Below are 14,196 nucleotides of genomic sequence, written 5' to 3' on the forward strand. Positions count from 1 at the left end.
CCATGCGTCAGCTGTTCTCCAAGCCCTGGCTCCTGCCCGCCCTCATGCTGCTGGTGGGAGCGTTGTTCGCCTACTGGGGCCTCATCGGACGGGGGCCGCTGAACTACGTGGCCGCGGCCATCCTGCTGTTCTTCGCGCTGCGCTTCGTCTCCACCACGCAGGTGCAGTCCAGGCCGGTAGCCGGCGCTGACGAGCATCTGGCCAACGGCGGGGTGGTGGTCTTCTGGCGGCCGGGTTGCCAATTCTGCGCCCGGCTCATCCGCGAGCTCGGCGCCGACGGGCGCTACATCCCGTACTGGGTGAACATCTGGGACGAGCCGGAGGCAGCCGCCCGCGTCCGCCAGTACCACCAGGGCAACGAGATCGTGCCCACGGTGGTGACGGCGGACGGCTACTTCGTGGCGAAGGACGCTGAGACGTATGACCGCGCCAAGGCCGTCATCCGCCGGGCCACGCCGGTGGCCTGAGGCCGCTGCCCCGGTCGCATGGCCGGGCTCGTCGCCAGCAACTCGGCGCGCACCTGCGGGTTGTACCGGTCCTGCGTCTCGTCGATGGCTGTCATCGGATACCTATCCTTGGTAATCTGATTTCATGGCACAGAACACCTCAATTAGCCTCGACGATCACTTCTCGGGCTTCCTGAGCCGAGAGGTCGCCTCGGGGCGCTTCCGGTCCGCCAGTGAGGTCGTCCGCGCGGGCCTACGCCTACTCGAGGATCAGGAGACCCAGCTGGCGGCGCTGCGCCAGGCTCTTGCCGAGGGAGAGGCAAGCGGTCCGGCTCAACCCTTTGACTTCGACGCCTTCATCGCCTCGAAGAAGCAGTGAGGTCCTACCGGCTGACCCCGGCGGCCCGTCGTGATCTCTCGGGGATTTGGGACTTCACCAAGGAGCGCTGGGACGCCGGGCAGGCCGAGAAGTACCTCACCGAGATCCAGGCCGCCATCGAGCGCATCGCCGCGGACCCTGACCGCGGACGCGCCTGCGACGAAATCAGACCGGGGTACCACCGCTACAGCATCGGCAGCCACCTCGTTTTCTTCACAGTGTCCAGCGACACCGTGGACGTCGTGCGCACCCTGCACCAACGTATGGACCCGACCCGGCACCTCTAGGGACAGCATGATCTGCCCGGCCGCTGGGAGTCGAGGTCCCCCTTGGCCCAGATGAACCGGTGCCCGCCTCGTCCCCGGTGCGGATCTCATCTTGGATGGGACGGACGGCGTCCACGCCCTGACCGGCGGGATCCTCGAGTTGCCAGTCCTCGTAGCGCTTGCCGGGGAAGACCGGGCAGCTGTCACAGCAGCCCATGTTGATGACCACGTCCGAGTCCCGCACTGCCTGGGTGGACAGCACCTTGGGGTGCTGTGCGGCAATATCGATGCCCTCTTCCGCCACTACCACCAGGGCAATGAGACGGTGCCCACGGTGGTGACGGCGGACGGGCACTTCGTGGCGAAGGGCGCTGAGACATATGACCGCGCCAAGGCCATCATCGGGAGGGCCACGCCGGTGGACTGACTCCGACCTCGCGGCTCAGTGCCGTGGGCGGCAGGCCCTGGTGCCCCTGGACATCGACCCGGAGGGCTCCGCAGCCCACGCAACGCACATAGAGCACCACTCCATCGGACGTCAGATGCTGTGATTCCACGCGCCACCCATGCTCGTGCCGGGTGGTCAGGTCGTCCTGGAGGGGCAGGGGGAACGTGTGGGGTGAGGTCATGCAACCATCGTGGTGTAATGGCGCTATGCATCTCAACCCTTACGGCGAATATGCGGTCCTGCTCGCGGCCTCCCTGGCCAATGAGTGGCCTGATGACCGCGAGGGCATCGAGGAACGGACCCGGGCTTTCGGGATGACGATGGTCTTCCCGCCCGGACGTGACGACCATTCCGGGACCGGGGCGGTGGTGGAGGACTGGTTGCGCGTCGTCGATGCGCCGGAGGACGGTGAGCGCGCCCGGTTGCTAAACGAGCAGATGGCGGCGGCCGCGGCATACCCACGCCTGACCGATCACGATGGCGAGGGCTGGCACCTCCACTACCGGGACGAGGACGACTCGATGCCTTTCGTCCTGCGCGCTGTCATCAGCGTCGGGACCTCGCTGCACCTGGCCACGCGGGGGATGCATCGGCTGGGACGGTGTGCCGGCGAACCCTGCCGCAACGTCGTCGTCGATGTCACCCGCAACGGCCGCCAGCGGTACTGCTCAGTGCGGTGTGCGAACCGAGCCGCCGTCCGTCGGCACCGGGCCCGCCCGACCGCACCGGCGTCTTGACTGAGATGCCGACCTTCTGACCATGACATTGGAGAGTAGCCGGATCAGTCCCGGATCCGGGTCAAGAGCTTCTGGACGCGTGTATCGATGTCCTCAACGATGGCCCGCACGCCATCGAGGTCCTCGATGGCAGGGTCATGGATTTCCCAGTCCAGGTAGCGCTTGCCGGGGTAGACGGGGCAGGCGTCTCCGCAGCCCATGGTGATGACGTAGTCAGATGCCCGGACGACGTCGTCTGTCAGCGGCTTGGGGTAGGCCTCGGATAGGTCTATTCTCCGTTCGGCCAGCGCCTCCACGACGAGGGGATGGACCTCCGACTGAGGCAGAGATCCGGCGGAGCGGACCTCGACCTCGTTTCCGGCGTGGTGGGACAGCAGGGCCGCGGCGATCTGGGAACGGCCGATGTTGTGCACACAGACGAACAGCACCTGCGGGACCGGGGAGTCGATCTTGCCCTCGGCCAGGGCCAGGGCCCGGAGACGGCTGTCTGCGAAATGCGTGGCGGTGGAGGCCAGATGGGTGCGCACCTTCGCTGTGCGGGACAGCGTGGTGTAGGACTCGAAGACGTAGCGTTCAATGGTTTCCGGCGAGAACATCCCGGTGTATCTTTCAGCCAGATGATCGGCGGTGCGTTGGAGGACGTGGGTGTCCATGGTCTCGGCGGGCTGGGTCATGACTACTCCTTCAGGTGGCGAGGGTGGCACTCAACAGCAGGCGGACACTCGGGCAGTGCCCGGTGTAGTACCAAGGGTGATTGGTTGGGGCGCGGCGCAGCAGGCATCGGCCGGTTCCGGCTTGTCGGATGGGGCGCAACAACCCTTGTCGGAGTTGTCGGCATGGTCGGCCGGCCCGGCGGCGGGCAGGTCGCAGGATCCGCCCAGGTCGGTGGAGCAGACCCCGGTCTCGGGCAGGTCCAGCTGCACGGCGTCGGCGGCGGCTTGGTCCCCGGCCAGGGAGGCGGCGATGGAACGGACTTGTTCGTAGCCGGTGGCCATCAGGAAGGTTGGGGCCCGCCCGTAGCTCTTCATGCCCGCGATGTAGAAATCCGGCTCGGGGTGGGCGAGCATCCGCTCCCCGTGCGGGGCCACAGAACCGCAGGAGTGGAACTCCGGATCGATCAGTGGGCCGAGCTGGCGGGGTGCGTCCACGGCCGGGTCCAACTCCAGGCGGAGTTCGGACAGGATGCCGAGGTCCGGGCGGAACCCGGTGGCCGGGACCATCAGATCCACGGCCAAGGTCTGCTCGCCGGTCGGAGTGGAGGCATGTACGGAGAGTCCATGCACTGTGGCGGTGAAGCTGGTGATGGTGAAAGAGGTGTGGACCTCGATGATCCCGGAATCCACCAGGCGGCGCAGCCGGGTGCCCAGCGCGCCGCGGGCGGCCAGCTCGTCGCGGTCCTCGCCGCCGTAGACGCTGGAGACGTCGGCTGTGCGCACGGCCCACGAGATCCGGGTATCCGGCTCGTCCTCGGCCAGGGAACCGAGCTCGAGCAGGGTGTTGGCGGCCGAGTGACCGGCCCCGACGACGAGCACCTGCCGGCCGGCGAACCGCTGCCGATCCCGGCCGGTGACGTCCGGTAACGCGGGGGTGATGCGCCCGGCCGCGATCGCCTCGGCCTCGCCGGGGGCGGGCAGTCCGGACTGGCCCAGGGGGTTGGGCCCAGTCCACGTGCCGGAGGCGTCGATCACCGCGGAGGCCCGGAAATCCTCCATGGTGCCGTCGGTGTGTCGGGTCCGGACCAGGAACGGGGTTTCGGCCCGGCCGGTGGTGCGGGTCTTGTCCATCCCGGCCCGGGTCACGGCGATGACCCGAGTGTCGGTGCACATGTGTTCGGCCAGGGCCGTGGTGGTGGCCAGGGGTTCCAGGTATTGCTCGACCAGTTCCGTGCCGGTGGGCAGGGTCTGAGCCTCGGGTGCGGTCCAGCCTGAGGTCTCCAGAAGGCGTTTGGCGGCGGCATCGATGTTGTATTGCCAGGGTGAGAACAGGCGGGTGTGACCCCACGCGCGGATGGAGGCGCCAGCGCCGGGCCCTGCCTCGAGGATCCGTGGGATCAGGCCCCGTTCGAGCAGGTGCGCGGCGGCGGCCAGCCCGACGGGTCCGGCGCCGATGACCACGACGGGCAGGTCCTGCGCCTGGGTGGGTGGGGGCGTGGTGGTGGAAACGGCCTCAACCATGGGGGTGTTCCTCAATCGTTCGGAGCGGACGGGTCGAAGGGGCCGGGCAGCAACTCGGTGATGAGCTGCTGGATTCGACCCTTGATGTCGTCGCGGATGGGGCGCACGCCTTCGATGCCCTGGCCGGCCGGGTCGTCGAGCTTCCAGTCCTCATAGCGTTTGCCGGGGAAGAACGGGCAGGCGTCGCCGCAGCCCATGGTGATGACCACGTCCGAGTCCTTCACGGCCTGGTCGGACAGCACCTTGGGTTGGTTCGCGCTGATGTCGATGCCTTCCTCGGCCATCGCCTCCACGGCTGCCGGATTGACCGAATCTGCCGGTGCCGAGCCTGCGGAGCGGACCTCGATCCGGCCATCGGCCAGGTGGGACAGGTAGGAAGCGGCCATCTGGGAGCGGCCGGCGTTGTGCACGCAGACGAACAGCACGGACGGTCGATCTGTGGCTTCCTCGGTGATTTCAGTGGTGGTCTCGGCGGTCATCGGGCGATCCATATCTGTCGGCGAGTGCGGGCGTCGGTGTATCAGGAGGCAGTGGTGTCGGTGAGCTCGGCCAGCAGTGACTTGACCCGTGCGCCGATGTCGTCGCGGACCATGCGCATCCGCTCGGCTCCCTCGATGCCACGGGCAGAGGGCTCGTCGGTGTGCCAGGTCTCGATGGTGCCGGCCATGCCTTCGACCGGCTCGACTCTGGCCTCGCCGCCGAGGACGACCACCCGGTCCACGCGGGCTAGCAGGTCCGGGTCGATGGGCTTGGGGCGCCCGGCGGACATGTCTGCCCCGGCTTCGGCGATGACCTCGGCCGAAAGCGCGTTGATCGTCTCGCCGGGTTTGGTGCCGGCGGAGTGGACCTCAACGGCGCCGGCGGCCTGGTGCTCCATCAACGCCGCGGCCATCTGGGACTTGCCGCCGTTCTTGGCACAGACGAACAGCACAGACGGACGGGATGAGGATCGTGGCTCGGTGGTCATCTCTACGGGTCTCCTGTCGGGACTGACGGTTCAGGCGCGGGTCGCGGAGGCGGTCTGAGCGAGGGCGGGGACGGTGGGGTCGCCGGGGAAGAGCTTCCGACCGGCCCAGAGGCAGACGTAGATGAGGCCGACGAGCACCGGCACTTCGATGAGCGGTCCCACGACGCCGGCCAGGGCCTGGCCGGAGGTGACGCCGAAGGTGCCGATGGCCACGGCGATGGCCAGCTCGAAGTTGTTGCCGGCGGCGGTGAAAGCCACGGTGGTGGACTTGGCGTAGTTCAGCCCGACGGCCTTGGAAGCGATGAGGCTGATACCGAACATGAGCACGAAGTAGGCCAGCAGGGGCAGGGCGATCCGGGCGACATCCCACGGGTTGGTGGTGATGGCCTCACCCTGCAGGGCGAACAGCAGCACGATGGTGAACAGCAGTCCGTAGAGGGCCCAGGGGCCGATGCGAGGCAGGAAGCGGTTCTCGTACCAGTCCCGGCCCTTGGCCTTCTCGCCGAAGTGACGGGTGAGGAACCCGGCCAACAGGGGAATGCCCAGGAATACTAGGACGCTGAGCACGATCGACCAGACGGAGAAGTCGGCCGACGTGGTCGGCAACCCCAGCCAGGACGGGAGCACCTGGAGGTAGAACCAGCCCAGGGCGCCGAAGGCGAAGACCTGGAAGACGGAGTTGATGGCCACCAGTACCGCGGCGGCCTCCCGGTCCCCGCAGGCCAGGTCGTTCCAGATGAAGACCATCGCGATGCAGCGCGCCAGGCCGACGATGATCAGGCCGGTGCGGTACTCGGGCAGGTCCGGCAGGAGCATCCAGGCCAGGGCGAACATCAGGGCCGGGCCAACGATCCAGTTCAACGCCAAGGAGGTGATCATGAGCCGCTTGTCCCCGGCCACGCGGTGGGTCTCGTCATAGCGGACCTTGGCCAGCACCGGGTACATCATCACCAGCAGGCCGATGGCGATCGGCAGGGACACCTCGCCGATCTTCACCGCTTCCAGGGCGATGTTCAGGCCGGGAATGAAGCGGCCCAGGGCCAGTCCGACGACCATGGCCAACAGGATCCAGGCCGGCAGCCAGCGGTCGAGGAAGGACATCTCCTTCATCACCGGTTGGTGCGGGGCGGGGGCGGTGGTGGTGCTCATGCAGGCCCATCTCTCGTATCGATAACCATCGATGGGAACACTACTGGTCATATCGATGAGCGTCAATGTAAGATGGCGTGATGGTTCCGACAGCTACCCAGACCGCCATTGACGCCACCGCCACCATTGACCTCCGCCGCGCAGCCTCCGGTACATCCGAGTGCTGCTCCCTCGGTGTTGGTCTGATTGGTGCGGATGAGGCGCAGCGCTCAGCGGGCATGTTCAAGGCCCTGGCCGATCCCATGCGACTGCGCCTGTTGTCCCACGTGGCCGCGCAAGGGTGCGAGGCTGTGTGCGCGTGTGACCTCACCGAGGACCTGGGCATCAGCCAGTCCACCGTCAGCCACCACATGAAGAAGCTGGTCGACGCCGGCCTGCTCGCCCGGGAGCAACGCGGCAAGTGGGCGCACTACACGGTGGTGCCGGAAGCGTTCGCCGCCCTGCGCAGCCTGCTCGAGATCGGCTGACCGGCCCGGCTTCCTCAGGACGGATTGGGCGCGGTTTCTCCATGCGTCACTGCTGGGATGCGCCGGTAGAGTTGCCGGGTCGACCCGATGGGCAACCCTGTCAATGATCTTGCCCAGTCTGGTGCGGTGGCCGATATTGTGGGAAGGCGGAGTGGTGGAGCACGAGCAGGATACGGACACGATGCAGATCGGCGAGGTCGCTGAGCGCACCCAACTGTCGCTGCGCACGATCCGGCACTATGACCAAGTGGGGCTCGTCCCGCCGTCGGGCCGGAGCCAGGGCGGGTTTCGTCTCTACACCGCCCGCGATGTCGAGCGGCTAAATCATGTCCGGCGCATCACCCCCCTGGGCTTCAGTCTGGAGGAGACGGCTGAGATCCTTACTCTGTTGGAGAAGTCGGAACGATCGGCGGGGGCTGAGGAGTACTTGGAGCGCGCCCAGCTCGGCCGGGAGAAGCTGGCTCGCAAGCTGCGCCAGGCCGATGAGCTGATTCGCGCATTGCAGGAGCGCTTGCCGGGCTGACGGCACGGCGCCGGAGCAGGTGTGTGGTGGCCTCTGCCTTTCCTGGCGCGAACCGTCTAGGGCTCTGCGTCTCACCCTACCCTGACGTTAGGGTAGGGTTTCGGATATCCCCTTCCCGCTGATTCTTTGAGCGCCTCCATTCCTCCGCGTGGAGGTGGCAGATTCCCGGGCCGGTATCCTTCTCGTTCCCGATTTGATGGGAGACCCGCGTGTCCACCACGATCCACTCCGCCCCGCCAGCGGACATCACCCCCGAGCAGCGCCAATCGGTGCTGCGGACCCTGAAGTCGCCCCGCAGGCTCAAGACCGAGGTGCTGGCGGGACTGATCGTGGCTCTGGCCCTGATCCCGGAGGCCATTGCGTTCTCCCTGATCGCCGGAGTGGATCCCCAGGTGGGGTTGTTCGCGGCGGCCACCATGGCGGTGTCCATCGCCTTCCTGGGTGGGCGCCCGGCAATGATCTCGGCAGCCACGGCCGCTACCGCCCTGGTGATAGCGCCACTGGTGGCCTCCCACGGGCTGGACTACATGATTGCCGCCGTCATCCTCGCTGGTGTCTTCCAAGTGATCCTGGGCGTACTGGGCGTGGGCAAGCTGATGCGCTTCATTCCCCGCTCGGTCATGATCGGCTTCGTCAACGCCTTGGCCATCCTGATCTTCACGTCCCAACTGCCGGACCTCACCGGGGTGCCCTGGCTGGTTTACCCCCTGACCGCCCTCGGACTCGCCATCATCTACCTCCTGCCGCGGATCACCACCGTGGTGCCGGCACCTCTGGTGTCCATCATCGTGGTCACGGCCATCGCAGTGGTCCTCGCGTTGAACGTTCCCACCGTCGGGGACAAGGGGGAGCTGCCGGAGGCCCTGCCCACCCTGTTCATCCCCGAGGTGCCGCTGACCGTGGAGACCTTTCAGATCATCGCCCCCTACGCTTTGGGCATGGCTCTCGTGGGGCTGCTGGAGTCCTTGATGACCGCCAAGCTGGTCGATGACATCACCGACACCCGCTCGTCCAAGGTCCGTGAGTCGTGGGGACAGGGGGCCGCGAACATCATCAGCGGCTTCTTCGGCGGGATGGGCGGCTGCGCGATGGTCGGTCAGACCATGATTAACGTCAAGGCCTCCGGGGCGCGCACCCGGATCTCGACCTTCCTGGCCGGGGTCCTCGTGTTGGTGCTGGCAGTATCCCTGGGCGAGGTGGTCGCGCTGGTCCCGATGGCCGCCCTGGTCGCCGTGATGATCTTCGTGTCCATCGCCACCTTCGACTGGCACTCCATCCGCCCCTCGACCCTCAAGATGATGCCCAAGTCTGAGACCGCCGTCATGCTCGTCACCGTGATTGCCACAGTGAGCACCCACAACCTAGCCGTCGGCGTCGGCCTCGGAGTGCTGACCGCCATGGTCCTCTTCGCCCGCCGGGTCGCTCATTTCGCCACCGTCACCCGCACCCTCGCCGGTGAGGGAGATGAGTCCGTGGCTCGGTACACGGTCAACGGAGAGCTGTTCTGGGCGTCCTCCAATGACCTGTACACCCAGTTCAGTTACGCGGAGGATCCCCAGGATGTCATCATCGACTTCTCCGGCTCACACCTGTGGGATGCCTCGACCATCGCCGCCCTGGACTCCGTCGAGGAGAAGTACCGCCATTACGGCAAGGATGTGGAGATCACGGGGCTGAACGTCGCCAGTCGAGCGATGCGCGCCCGGATGTCCGGCCGACTCGGCACCGGGCACTGACGTCCTCGGGTGGCTGTGGCTAAGCCGTGAATCTCCGCCGGTATGAGGTCGGCGTGGTGGAGAAGGCTGCCGTGAAGTTCTGTCGGAAGGTGACCGCGCTGCCGAATCCGCAGGAGGCGGCAATCCGGCTGATGCTCCACTCGGTCGTCTCCAGCAGGCGCCGAGCGTCATCCAGGCGGCGGGCCAGAAGCCACCTGGCGGGGCTGGTCCCGGTGACCTCCCGGAACCGGCGGGCGAAATTGCGCGTGCTCATATGGGCGCGTTCAGCCATTCCCGCCACATCAAGCTGCTCATCCAGATGTGCCAGGGCCCAGTCCATGGCTTCGGCCACCGGGCCGGCGCCCTCGTGCCCGGGCAGCGGCCGGTCGACGTACTGGGCCTGGTCACCCTCCCGGTGTGGGGCGATGACGAGGTGCCGGGCGACGCTGGCCGCAGCGGCCGAGCCCAACCGCGTGCGCACGATGTGCAGGCAGGCGTCCAAGGCGGACGCCGTCCCAGCGGAGGTCAGGACGTCCCCGTGGTCGATATACAACGCGGCGTTCTGGACGGGCAGGGCCGGGTAGGCGAGGGCGAGGTCGTCGCTGCTGGACCAGTGGGTCACGATCTCTCGCTCACCCAGTACGCCGCTGGCGGCCACCGGGAAGGCACCCAGGCAGAGGCCGGCGACGGCGGCGCCGCGCTCGTGTGCCCCTCGCACCAGGGTGGCGAGGGAGTCGGGTACTGGCTGTAGGTCGGCCGGCCAGGAGGGAAGTACCAAGAGGTCTGCCGTCGCGACGGCCTCGGCTCCGGCCAGGTCGGCCAGGAGCACGCCTTCGGCGCTACGGACCGGTGCGCCGTCGTCGCTGAAGATGGTGGTCTGCCAATCCGCGGCAAGGCCTTGACGCCGGACCTCGCCGAAGACCAGGAGGGGAGCCGCGAGGTGGAAGAGGGTGATCCCGGAGAAGGCGTAGACAGCGATGTTCATAGTTTTGGCCGAATCCCATCGAAAGGGTGCTGATGTGCCACTCACGGTAGGGGCAACCGGTGTCGGAGGCTAGGTACTGACCCAATCTGCCGGCCTGAAGCCGCATCACCCCACGGAGGCAAGACCATGACCGCACCCCGCCGCGCCCTGATTCTCATCGATGTGCAGAACGACTACTTCGACTCCGAGGGTCCGCTGGCCATCCAGTACCCGTCCCGTGAGGACTCCCTCGCGAACATCCTTTCCACCCTGGAAACCGCCGGCCAGACCACGATGCCCGTGGCCGTGGTGCAGCACGAGTACCCCGCTGGTGCGCCGGTGTTCGCTGCCGGGTCCGAGGGGTGGAAGGTGCGCCCCGCTGTGGAGGACGCGGTCGGTCCGAACGCGACGTGGGTGACCAAGTCCCACGCCAGTGTGTTCGCCGGCACCGGCCTGACCGAGTGGATCCGCGAGCAGGAGGTCGACACCATCACCCTCGTGGGCTACATGACGAACAACTGCGTGGTGGGCACGGCGGCTGACAGTGAGCCGCTGGGGCTGGCCGTCGAGGTCCTCTCGGATGCCACGGGTGCCGTCCATCTGGCCAATGAGGCTGGCAGCGTCAGTGCGCAGCAAGTGCACGAGACTCTGATGGTCCTGTTGCACTCAAACTTCGCGGCCGTGGCCACTACGCAAGACTGGGCCACCGCCGTGGCAGGAGGCGCAGTCCTGCCGAAGAGCGATCTCGGTTCGTCGGCTGTTCAGGGCCATGAGACGCAGGCCGTCGCCAACGCCTGACAACTGCGGTTTCTACTGCTCCACGTCGAGTCCCATGATCACCCGGGCCACCTCGGCTCGCTGGTCTTCCGTCAGGCCCAGCAGGGGCAGCGGCAGACTGGACTCCTGAGCTAGTCCCAGCTGCTCTGCCACGGCGGCCATCACCCGGATGCTCCCGCCATGCCGGGCGAAGAGCTCCCAGAGCGGAGCAAGGCGCTGGGACTCCGCCCGTGCCTGATCCGGTGAACCCTGGCGGGCGGCCCGGACGATCCTCCAAGCCGCCTCGGGCAGGGTCCCGGCCATGGCCGAGTACCAGGTGTCGCAGCCGGCGATCAGGCCCTCTGCCGCGTGGGCATCCCCGGAGACACCAATGGTGACCTCGGGCGGAAGGACAGCCCGGATCTGCTGGACGTGGGCCCGGGCGGCCTCCGGATCCGCGGGCACGCCCGGGATCTTGATGGACGCGATCCCCTCCAGCGCGGCGATCCGCGCGTACAGCTCCGTGGTGAAGGTGAAGCGCGTGGTGCCCGGATTGTCATAGACGATCACCGGCACGGACGAATGGCTCGTCACCGTCCGGAACAACTCGAAGACGTCATCCTCGGTCAGCGGCTGGTAGCTCACCGGCGCCAGCAGCAGTCCCGCGGCGCCGGCCTCCTGGGCCGCCTCGGCATGGGCCAGGACCTGCGAGGTCCGGGTGGCGCCGATGCCCACGAAGATGGGCACCTCGCCGGCATGCGCGACGGCGGCGCGGGCCACTCGGGCGCGCTCGTCCCGGTCCAGGTACGCGTACGATCCCGTGGAGCCGAGCGCGGTGATGGAGTCGACGCCGGCGGCCACCAGGCGCTCCACCAGCCCGATGAAGGCGGGTTCATCCAGTTCGTCGTGGCGGAGGGGGGTGAGGGGAAAAGCGCTCAGGCCGGTGAACATCGTCGGGCTCCTGTTCGGCATCTCAGGTCAGCTCCTCAACGGCCACGGTGGCGGCCTCGGCCACGAAGTCGTCCTGGAACTGCCCTTCCGGGTCAGCGAGGTTGGTGTAGACGGCCACCACCAGGGGCGCCCCCTCTGCGCTCTCGATGACGGCGAGGTCATTGCGGGTGCCGTGGCCCAGCCCGGCCCCGCTCTTGTTCGCCACCGTCCAGGAGGCGGCCTCCGGCACAGCGGCCCGGATCAGCCCCTCGCTGTTCTCCGAGGCCCGCATGGCTGCCAGCAGCTCGTCCCGCGCCCACGGCTCGAGGGTGTCATCCAGGGCGTACCCGCGCAGGTTCTCGGCGGCCTGGCGCGGCGTCGTGGTGTCCCGGGTCTCTCCGGGGGCCCACTCGTTCAGCCCTGGCTCCTCCCGGTCCACCGAAGTGGTCTCGTCGCCGGTCCCGGTGTCCACGGCGTAGACCCCCACCCGGCCGGAGAACCGCTCCTCCAGATCGGCCAAGGCGCCGTCCGTGGAAGGAGCCGTTGAATCGGCGGACGCCGCCGTCGCCGCCGACTCGGCGTGACCGGTGGCAGGGCTGGGGGCAGCACCGGAGGCCGCGGACCCCGCCTCCGCAGCAGGGCTGCACCCCGTGAGGAGTAGCGGGGCCAGAAGGACCGGAAGAATGAATGACGTGCGCATCGGTTCAGACCTACCACGGCTTTGACCACCCGGCGATGTCCGGCGCGCTGTCTGCCCTCAAGCTGTCTACACTCAACGGGAGCCCGAACCACCTCCCGGAAGGGGGCCGCCATCTCAGAGCCGACCCGGGCCGTCCCCACCCGCACCAGGCGCGTCCTCCTCGGCGCCGCCGTCCCTCTGACCATCGTGCTCGGGCTGGGCATCCGCGCCCTCAGCACGGCGGCCTGGACGGGGCCGGCCGGAGACGCCCTGTATGCCGCGCTGATCTACCTGCTCATCGCCCTGGTGCTACCGGCCCGGCCCCGGGTCCTCGTGGCCGGACTGGCGCTGGCCGGGTGCCTGGCGGTCGAGTTGCTCCAGCTCACCGGTCTCTCGGCGGAACTCGGGGCGTTGTGGTCGCCCCTCCGGCTGGTCCTGGGCACCACGTTCGGGTACGCGGACCTGGTGGCCTACGCCGGAGGGGTCGCCTTCGCCTACGCCGCCGACCGACTGCTCGGCGTAGGATTCAGCCGTGCCGCACGAACGCCTTGAGAACGCTGACCCCACCGAAGACCTGCACCCGGCCATCCGCGCCGCCGGGTGGCCGCAGCCGGCCTCACGCGTGCCGGGCGTCACGGTGCGTGACGCGCGGGCGGAGGACCATGCGGCGATCGCGCACCTCACGGTGACCTCCTACATCGACGGCGGTCATATCGACCCCGAGGACGAGTACATCGCGAACCTCCAGGACGTGGCCACCCGGGCCCGCCAGGCCCGCGTCCTTGTCGGAGAGGTGGAGGCGACTGCGCTGGCCGGCCCGCCGGCCCCCAGCGCGGCTGGCACCGTCATCGCCGGTTCGGTAGTCCTGACCCTGCCGGGGATGCCGATGTCCGAGACCGCCCGTGAGGGCGAACTGGAGTTCCGGATGCTGGCCGTGGATCCGCGGGTCCAGCGCCGCGGGGTGGCCCGTGCCCTGGTCCGTGCCGCGATCGACCGGGCCGAACAACTGGCGGGGGTCGCCGCCGTCGTGCTGACGACCATGGAAACCATGACCGGGGCGCACCGGCTCTACGCATCCGAGGGATTCGTCCGAGTCCCCGAGCGGGACTGGCGCCTCTCGGACATCGGCCAGGCGCCGACGTCGGGCGGGGACCCTCTGTACTGGGTCTACCGGCGCCCGGTCTGAACCCAGCGCTGAACCCTGCGCGGCGGTACTCCGCACTAGACTGGGTGACCGAACCGGTCTGAGGCACACCAGACACGTCAGACCAACAAATGTGGAAACCACAGGAGATTCATGTCCGCCATCACCCGTGAGGACGTCGCCCACCTGGCGCGACTGGCCCACATCCGGATGGACGAGAACGAACTGGACAAGATGTCCGGAGAGCTCGCCTTCATCATGGATGCCATCACCTCGGTCAGCGAAGTCGCCGGCCAGGACGTGCCGCGCACGTCCCACCCGATCCCGCTGCGCAACGTGTTCCGCGAGGACGTGCCCTCGGGCATGCTCACCCAGGAACAGGCGCTCGCCATGGCACCGGACGCCGAGGACGGCCAGTTCAAGGTCCCCGCGATCCTGGACGGGGAGTGATC

20 protein-coding genes and 1 pseudogene are annotated in these 14,196 nt (G+C 68.0%); 11 read left to right on the plus strand and 10 right to left on the minus strand.

Annotated elements, in window-relative coordinates; genetic code table 11:
* Positions 1 to 2: 2 nt before the first annotated feature.
* The 3 genes from AB0333_RS13210 (at position 3) to AB0333_RS13220 (ending at position 1,112) form a co-directional block, all read left to right on the plus strand.
* Entirely contained in the window at positions 3 to 467 is a 465-nt protein-coding gene (locus AB0333_RS13210; RefSeq protein WP_366219130.1) for a glutaredoxin domain-containing protein, read from the plus strand.
* A gap of 124 nt (positions 468 to 591) precedes the next feature.
* Complete coding sequence (locus AB0333_RS13215) at positions 592 to 825, plus strand: type II toxin-antitoxin system ParD family antitoxin (protein WP_115930735.1); 234 nt, start codon at positions 592 to 594, stop codon at positions 823 to 825.
* Positions 822 to 1,112, plus strand: a complete 291-nt coding sequence (locus AB0333_RS13220; protein WP_366219131.1) for a type II toxin-antitoxin system RelE/ParE family toxin — start codon at positions 822 to 824, stop codon at positions 1,110 to 1,112. Before AB0333_RS13215 ends, AB0333_RS13220 begins: the two co-directional genes overlap by 4 nt.
* A gap of 79 nt (positions 1,113 to 1,191) precedes the next feature.
* Here the strand turns inward: AB0333_RS13220 and AB0333_RS13225 are convergent.
* Positions 1,192 to 1,407, minus strand: a pseudogene (locus AB0333_RS13225) (phosphotyrosine protein phosphatase); the annotation flags it as partial.
* An 82-nt stretch (positions 1,408 to 1,489) separates the two neighbouring features.
* A complete protein-coding gene (locus tag AB0333_RS13230; protein WP_366219132.1) occupies positions 1,490 to 1,720 on the minus strand; it encodes a hypothetical protein in 231 nt (76 codons plus the stop codon).
* Between the two features lie 25 nt (positions 1,721 to 1,745).
* Here AB0333_RS13230 and AB0333_RS13235 point away from each other — a divergent pair, with 25 nt between their 5' ends.
* Positions 1,746 to 2,276: a CGNR zinc finger domain-containing protein gene (locus AB0333_RS13235; protein ID WP_366219134.1), complete on the plus strand. Its 531-nt coding sequence runs from the start codon at positions 1,746 to 1,748 to the stop codon at positions 2,274 to 2,276.
* A gap of 44 nt (positions 2,277 to 2,320) precedes the next feature.
* Here the strand turns inward: AB0333_RS13235 and AB0333_RS13240 are convergent, their stop codons facing one another.
* Genes AB0333_RS13240 through arsB form a run of 5 tightly spaced genes read right to left on the minus strand, consistent with a single transcriptional unit; the run spans position 2,321 to position 6,566 of the window.
* On the minus strand, positions 2,321 to 2,950 hold the full coding sequence (locus AB0333_RS13240; protein WP_366219135.1) for an arsenate reductase ArsC: 630 nt from the start codon (positions 2,948 to 2,950) through the stop codon (positions 2,321 to 2,323).
* A 30-nt stretch (positions 2,951 to 2,980) separates the two neighbouring features.
* A complete protein-coding gene (locus AB0333_RS13245) occupies positions 2,981 to 4,450 on the minus strand; it encodes an FAD-dependent oxidoreductase (RefSeq protein ID WP_366219136.1) in 1,470 nt (489 codons plus the stop codon).
* 11 nt (positions 4,451 to 4,461) lie between these two features.
* Positions 4,462 to 4,929 carry an arsenate reductase ArsC gene (locus AB0333_RS13250; protein ID WP_366219137.1) on the minus strand — a complete coding sequence of 156 codons (468 nt, stop codon included), beginning with the start codon at positions 4,927 to 4,929 and terminating at the stop codon, positions 4,462 to 4,464.
* A gap of 41 nt (positions 4,930 to 4,970) precedes the next feature.
* Positions 4,971 to 5,417, minus strand: coding sequence for a low molecular weight phosphatase family protein (locus tag AB0333_RS13255; RefSeq protein ID WP_366219138.1), 447 nt, complete (start codon positions 5,415 to 5,417; stop codon positions 4,971 to 4,973).
* A 30-nt stretch (positions 5,418 to 5,447) separates the two neighbouring features.
* On the minus strand, positions 5,448 to 6,566 hold the full coding sequence (arsB, locus tag AB0333_RS13260; protein ID WP_366219139.1) for an ACR3 family arsenite efflux transporter: 1,119 nt from the start codon (positions 6,564 to 6,566) through the stop codon (positions 5,448 to 5,450).
* A gap of 80 nt (positions 6,567 to 6,646) precedes the next feature.
* Here arsB and AB0333_RS13265 point away from each other — a divergent pair, with 80 nt between their 5' ends.
* The 3 genes from AB0333_RS13265 to AB0333_RS13275 all read left to right on the plus strand — a co-directional run bounded on the left by AB0333_RS13265 (position 6,647) and on the right by AB0333_RS13275 (position 9,292).
* Positions 6,647 to 7,033 carry a metalloregulator ArsR/SmtB family transcription factor gene (locus tag AB0333_RS13265; protein WP_366219140.1) on the plus strand — a complete coding sequence of 129 codons (387 nt, stop codon included), beginning with the start codon at positions 6,647 to 6,649 and terminating at the stop codon, positions 7,031 to 7,033.
* 181 nt (positions 7,034 to 7,214) lie between these two features.
* Entirely contained in the window at positions 7,215 to 7,556 is a 342-nt protein-coding gene (locus tag AB0333_RS13270) for a MerR family transcriptional regulator (RefSeq protein WP_366219213.1), read from the plus strand.
* Between the two features lie 209 nt (positions 7,557 to 7,765).
* Positions 7,766 to 9,292, plus strand: coding sequence for a SulP family inorganic anion transporter (locus AB0333_RS13275; protein WP_366219141.1), 1,527 nt, complete (start codon positions 7,766 to 7,768; stop codon positions 9,290 to 9,292).
* Positions 9,293 to 9,311: 19 nt separating this feature from the next.
* On the opposite strand, the gene AB0333_RS13280 is transcribed toward AB0333_RS13275, so the two are convergent.
* The gene (locus tag AB0333_RS13280) at positions 9,312 to 10,256 is read right to left on the minus strand and encodes a helix-turn-helix domain-containing protein (protein ID WP_366219143.1); all 945 of its coding nucleotides are present in this window, start codon (positions 10,254 to 10,256) and stop codon (positions 9,312 to 9,314) included.
* Between the two features lie 126 nt (positions 10,257 to 10,382).
* Between AB0333_RS13280 and AB0333_RS13285 the strand changes: the two genes are divergently transcribed.
* Positions 10,383 to 11,033, plus strand: a complete 651-nt coding sequence (locus tag AB0333_RS13285; protein ID WP_366219144.1) for an isochorismatase family protein — start codon at positions 10,383 to 10,385, stop codon at positions 11,031 to 11,033.
* A gap of 12 nt (positions 11,034 to 11,045) precedes the next feature.
* Here the strand turns inward: AB0333_RS13285 and AB0333_RS13290 are convergent, their stop codons facing one another.
* Positions 11,046 to 11,942, minus strand: a complete 897-nt coding sequence (locus AB0333_RS13290) for a dihydrodipicolinate synthase family protein (protein ID WP_366219214.1) — start codon at positions 11,940 to 11,942, stop codon at positions 11,046 to 11,048.
* Between the two features lie 22 nt (positions 11,943 to 11,964).
* Positions 11,965 to 12,621 (minus strand): serine hydrolase, encoded by a 657-nt coding sequence (locus tag AB0333_RS13295; protein WP_366219145.1) that lies wholly within the window; start codon positions 12,619 to 12,621, stop codon positions 11,965 to 11,967.
* A gap of 186 nt (positions 12,622 to 12,807) precedes the next feature.
* On the opposite strand from AB0333_RS13295, the gene AB0333_RS13300 reads away from it, so the two are divergent.
* The 3 genes from AB0333_RS13300 to gatC all read left to right on the plus strand — a co-directional run bounded on the left by AB0333_RS13300 (position 12,808) and on the right by gatC (position 14,194).
* On the plus strand, positions 12,808 to 13,152 hold the full coding sequence (locus tag AB0333_RS13300) for a DUF2809 domain-containing protein (protein ID WP_366219146.1): 345 nt from the start codon (positions 12,808 to 12,810) through the stop codon (positions 13,150 to 13,152).
* Positions 13,133 to 13,786, plus strand: a complete 654-nt coding sequence (locus AB0333_RS13305) for an N-acetyltransferase (protein WP_366219148.1) — start codon at positions 13,133 to 13,135, stop codon at positions 13,784 to 13,786. Before AB0333_RS13300 ends, AB0333_RS13305 begins: the two co-directional genes overlap by 20 nt.
* Before the next feature lie 111 nt (positions 13,787 to 13,897).
* A complete protein-coding gene (gene gatC / locus AB0333_RS13310; protein ID WP_159549672.1) occupies positions 13,898 to 14,194 on the plus strand; it encodes an Asp-tRNA(Asn)/Glu-tRNA(Gln) amidotransferase subunit GatC in 297 nt (98 codons plus the stop codon).
* Positions 14,195 to 14,196 lie beyond the last annotated feature (2 nt).

It is taken from the genome of Citricoccus sp. NPDC079358 (genome assembly GCF_040702545.1).
Lineage (GTDB): Bacteria > Actinomycetota > Actinomycetes > Actinomycetales > Micrococcaceae > Citricoccus.

Bases quoted from the DNA above. Each gene is read 5' to 3' on its own strand.
- AB0333_RS13295 (WP_366219145.1), bottom strand. From the start codon at position 12,621: ATGCGCACGTCATTCATTCTTCCGGTCCTTCTGGCCCCGCTACTCCTC.
- AB0333_RS13235 (WP_366219134.1), top strand. From the start codon at position 1,746: ATGCATCTCAACCCTTACGGCGAATATGCGGTCCTGCTCGCGGCCTCC.
- AB0333_RS13280 (WP_366219143.1), bottom strand. From the start codon at position 10,256: ATGAACATCGCTGTCTACGCCTTCTCCGGGATCACCCTCTTCCACCTC.
- arsB (WP_366219139.1), bottom strand. From the start codon at position 6,566: ATGAGCACCACCACCGCCCCCGCCCCGCACCAACCGGTGATGAAGGAG.
- gatC (WP_159549672.1), top strand. From the start codon at position 13,898: ATGTCCGCCATCACCCGTGAGGACGTCGCCCACCTGGCGCGACTGGCC.
- AB0333_RS13245 (WP_366219136.1), bottom strand. From the start codon at position 4,450: ATGGTTGAGGCCGTTTCCACCACCACGCCCCCACCCACCCAGGCGCAG.
- AB0333_RS13255 (WP_366219138.1), bottom strand. From the start codon at position 5,417: ATGACCACCGAGCCACGATCCTCATCCCGTCCGTCTGTGCTGTTCGTC.
- AB0333_RS13210 (WP_366219130.1), top strand. From the start codon at position 3: ATGCGTCAGCTGTTCTCCAAGCCCTGGCTCCTGCCCGCCCTCATGCTG.
- AB0333_RS13215 (WP_115930735.1), top strand. From the start codon at position 592: ATGGCACAGAACACCTCAATTAGCCTCGACGATCACTTCTCGGGCTTC.
- AB0333_RS13230 (WP_366219132.1), bottom strand. From the start codon at position 1,720: ATGACCTCACCCCACACGTTCCCCCTGCCCCTCCAGGACGACCTGACC.
- AB0333_RS13240 (WP_366219135.1), bottom strand. From the start codon at position 2,950: ATGACCCAGCCCGCCGAGACCATGGACACCCACGTCCTCCAACGCACC.
- AB0333_RS13265 (WP_366219140.1), top strand. From the start codon at position 6,647: ATGGTTCCGACAGCTACCCAGACCGCCATTGACGCCACCGCCACCATT.
- AB0333_RS13285 (WP_366219144.1), top strand. From the start codon at position 10,383: ATGACCGCACCCCGCCGCGCCCTGATTCTCATCGATGTGCAGAACGAC.
- AB0333_RS13250 (WP_366219137.1), bottom strand. From the start codon at position 4,929: ATGACCGCCGAGACCACCACTGAAATCACCGAGGAAGCCACAGATCGA.
- AB0333_RS13290 (WP_366219214.1), bottom strand. From the start codon at position 11,942: ATGTTCACCGGCCTGAGCGCTTTTCCCCTCACCCCCCTCCGCCACGAC.
- AB0333_RS13270 (WP_366219213.1), top strand. From the start codon at position 7,215: ATGCAGATCGGCGAGGTCGCTGAGCGCACCCAACTGTCGCTGCGCACG.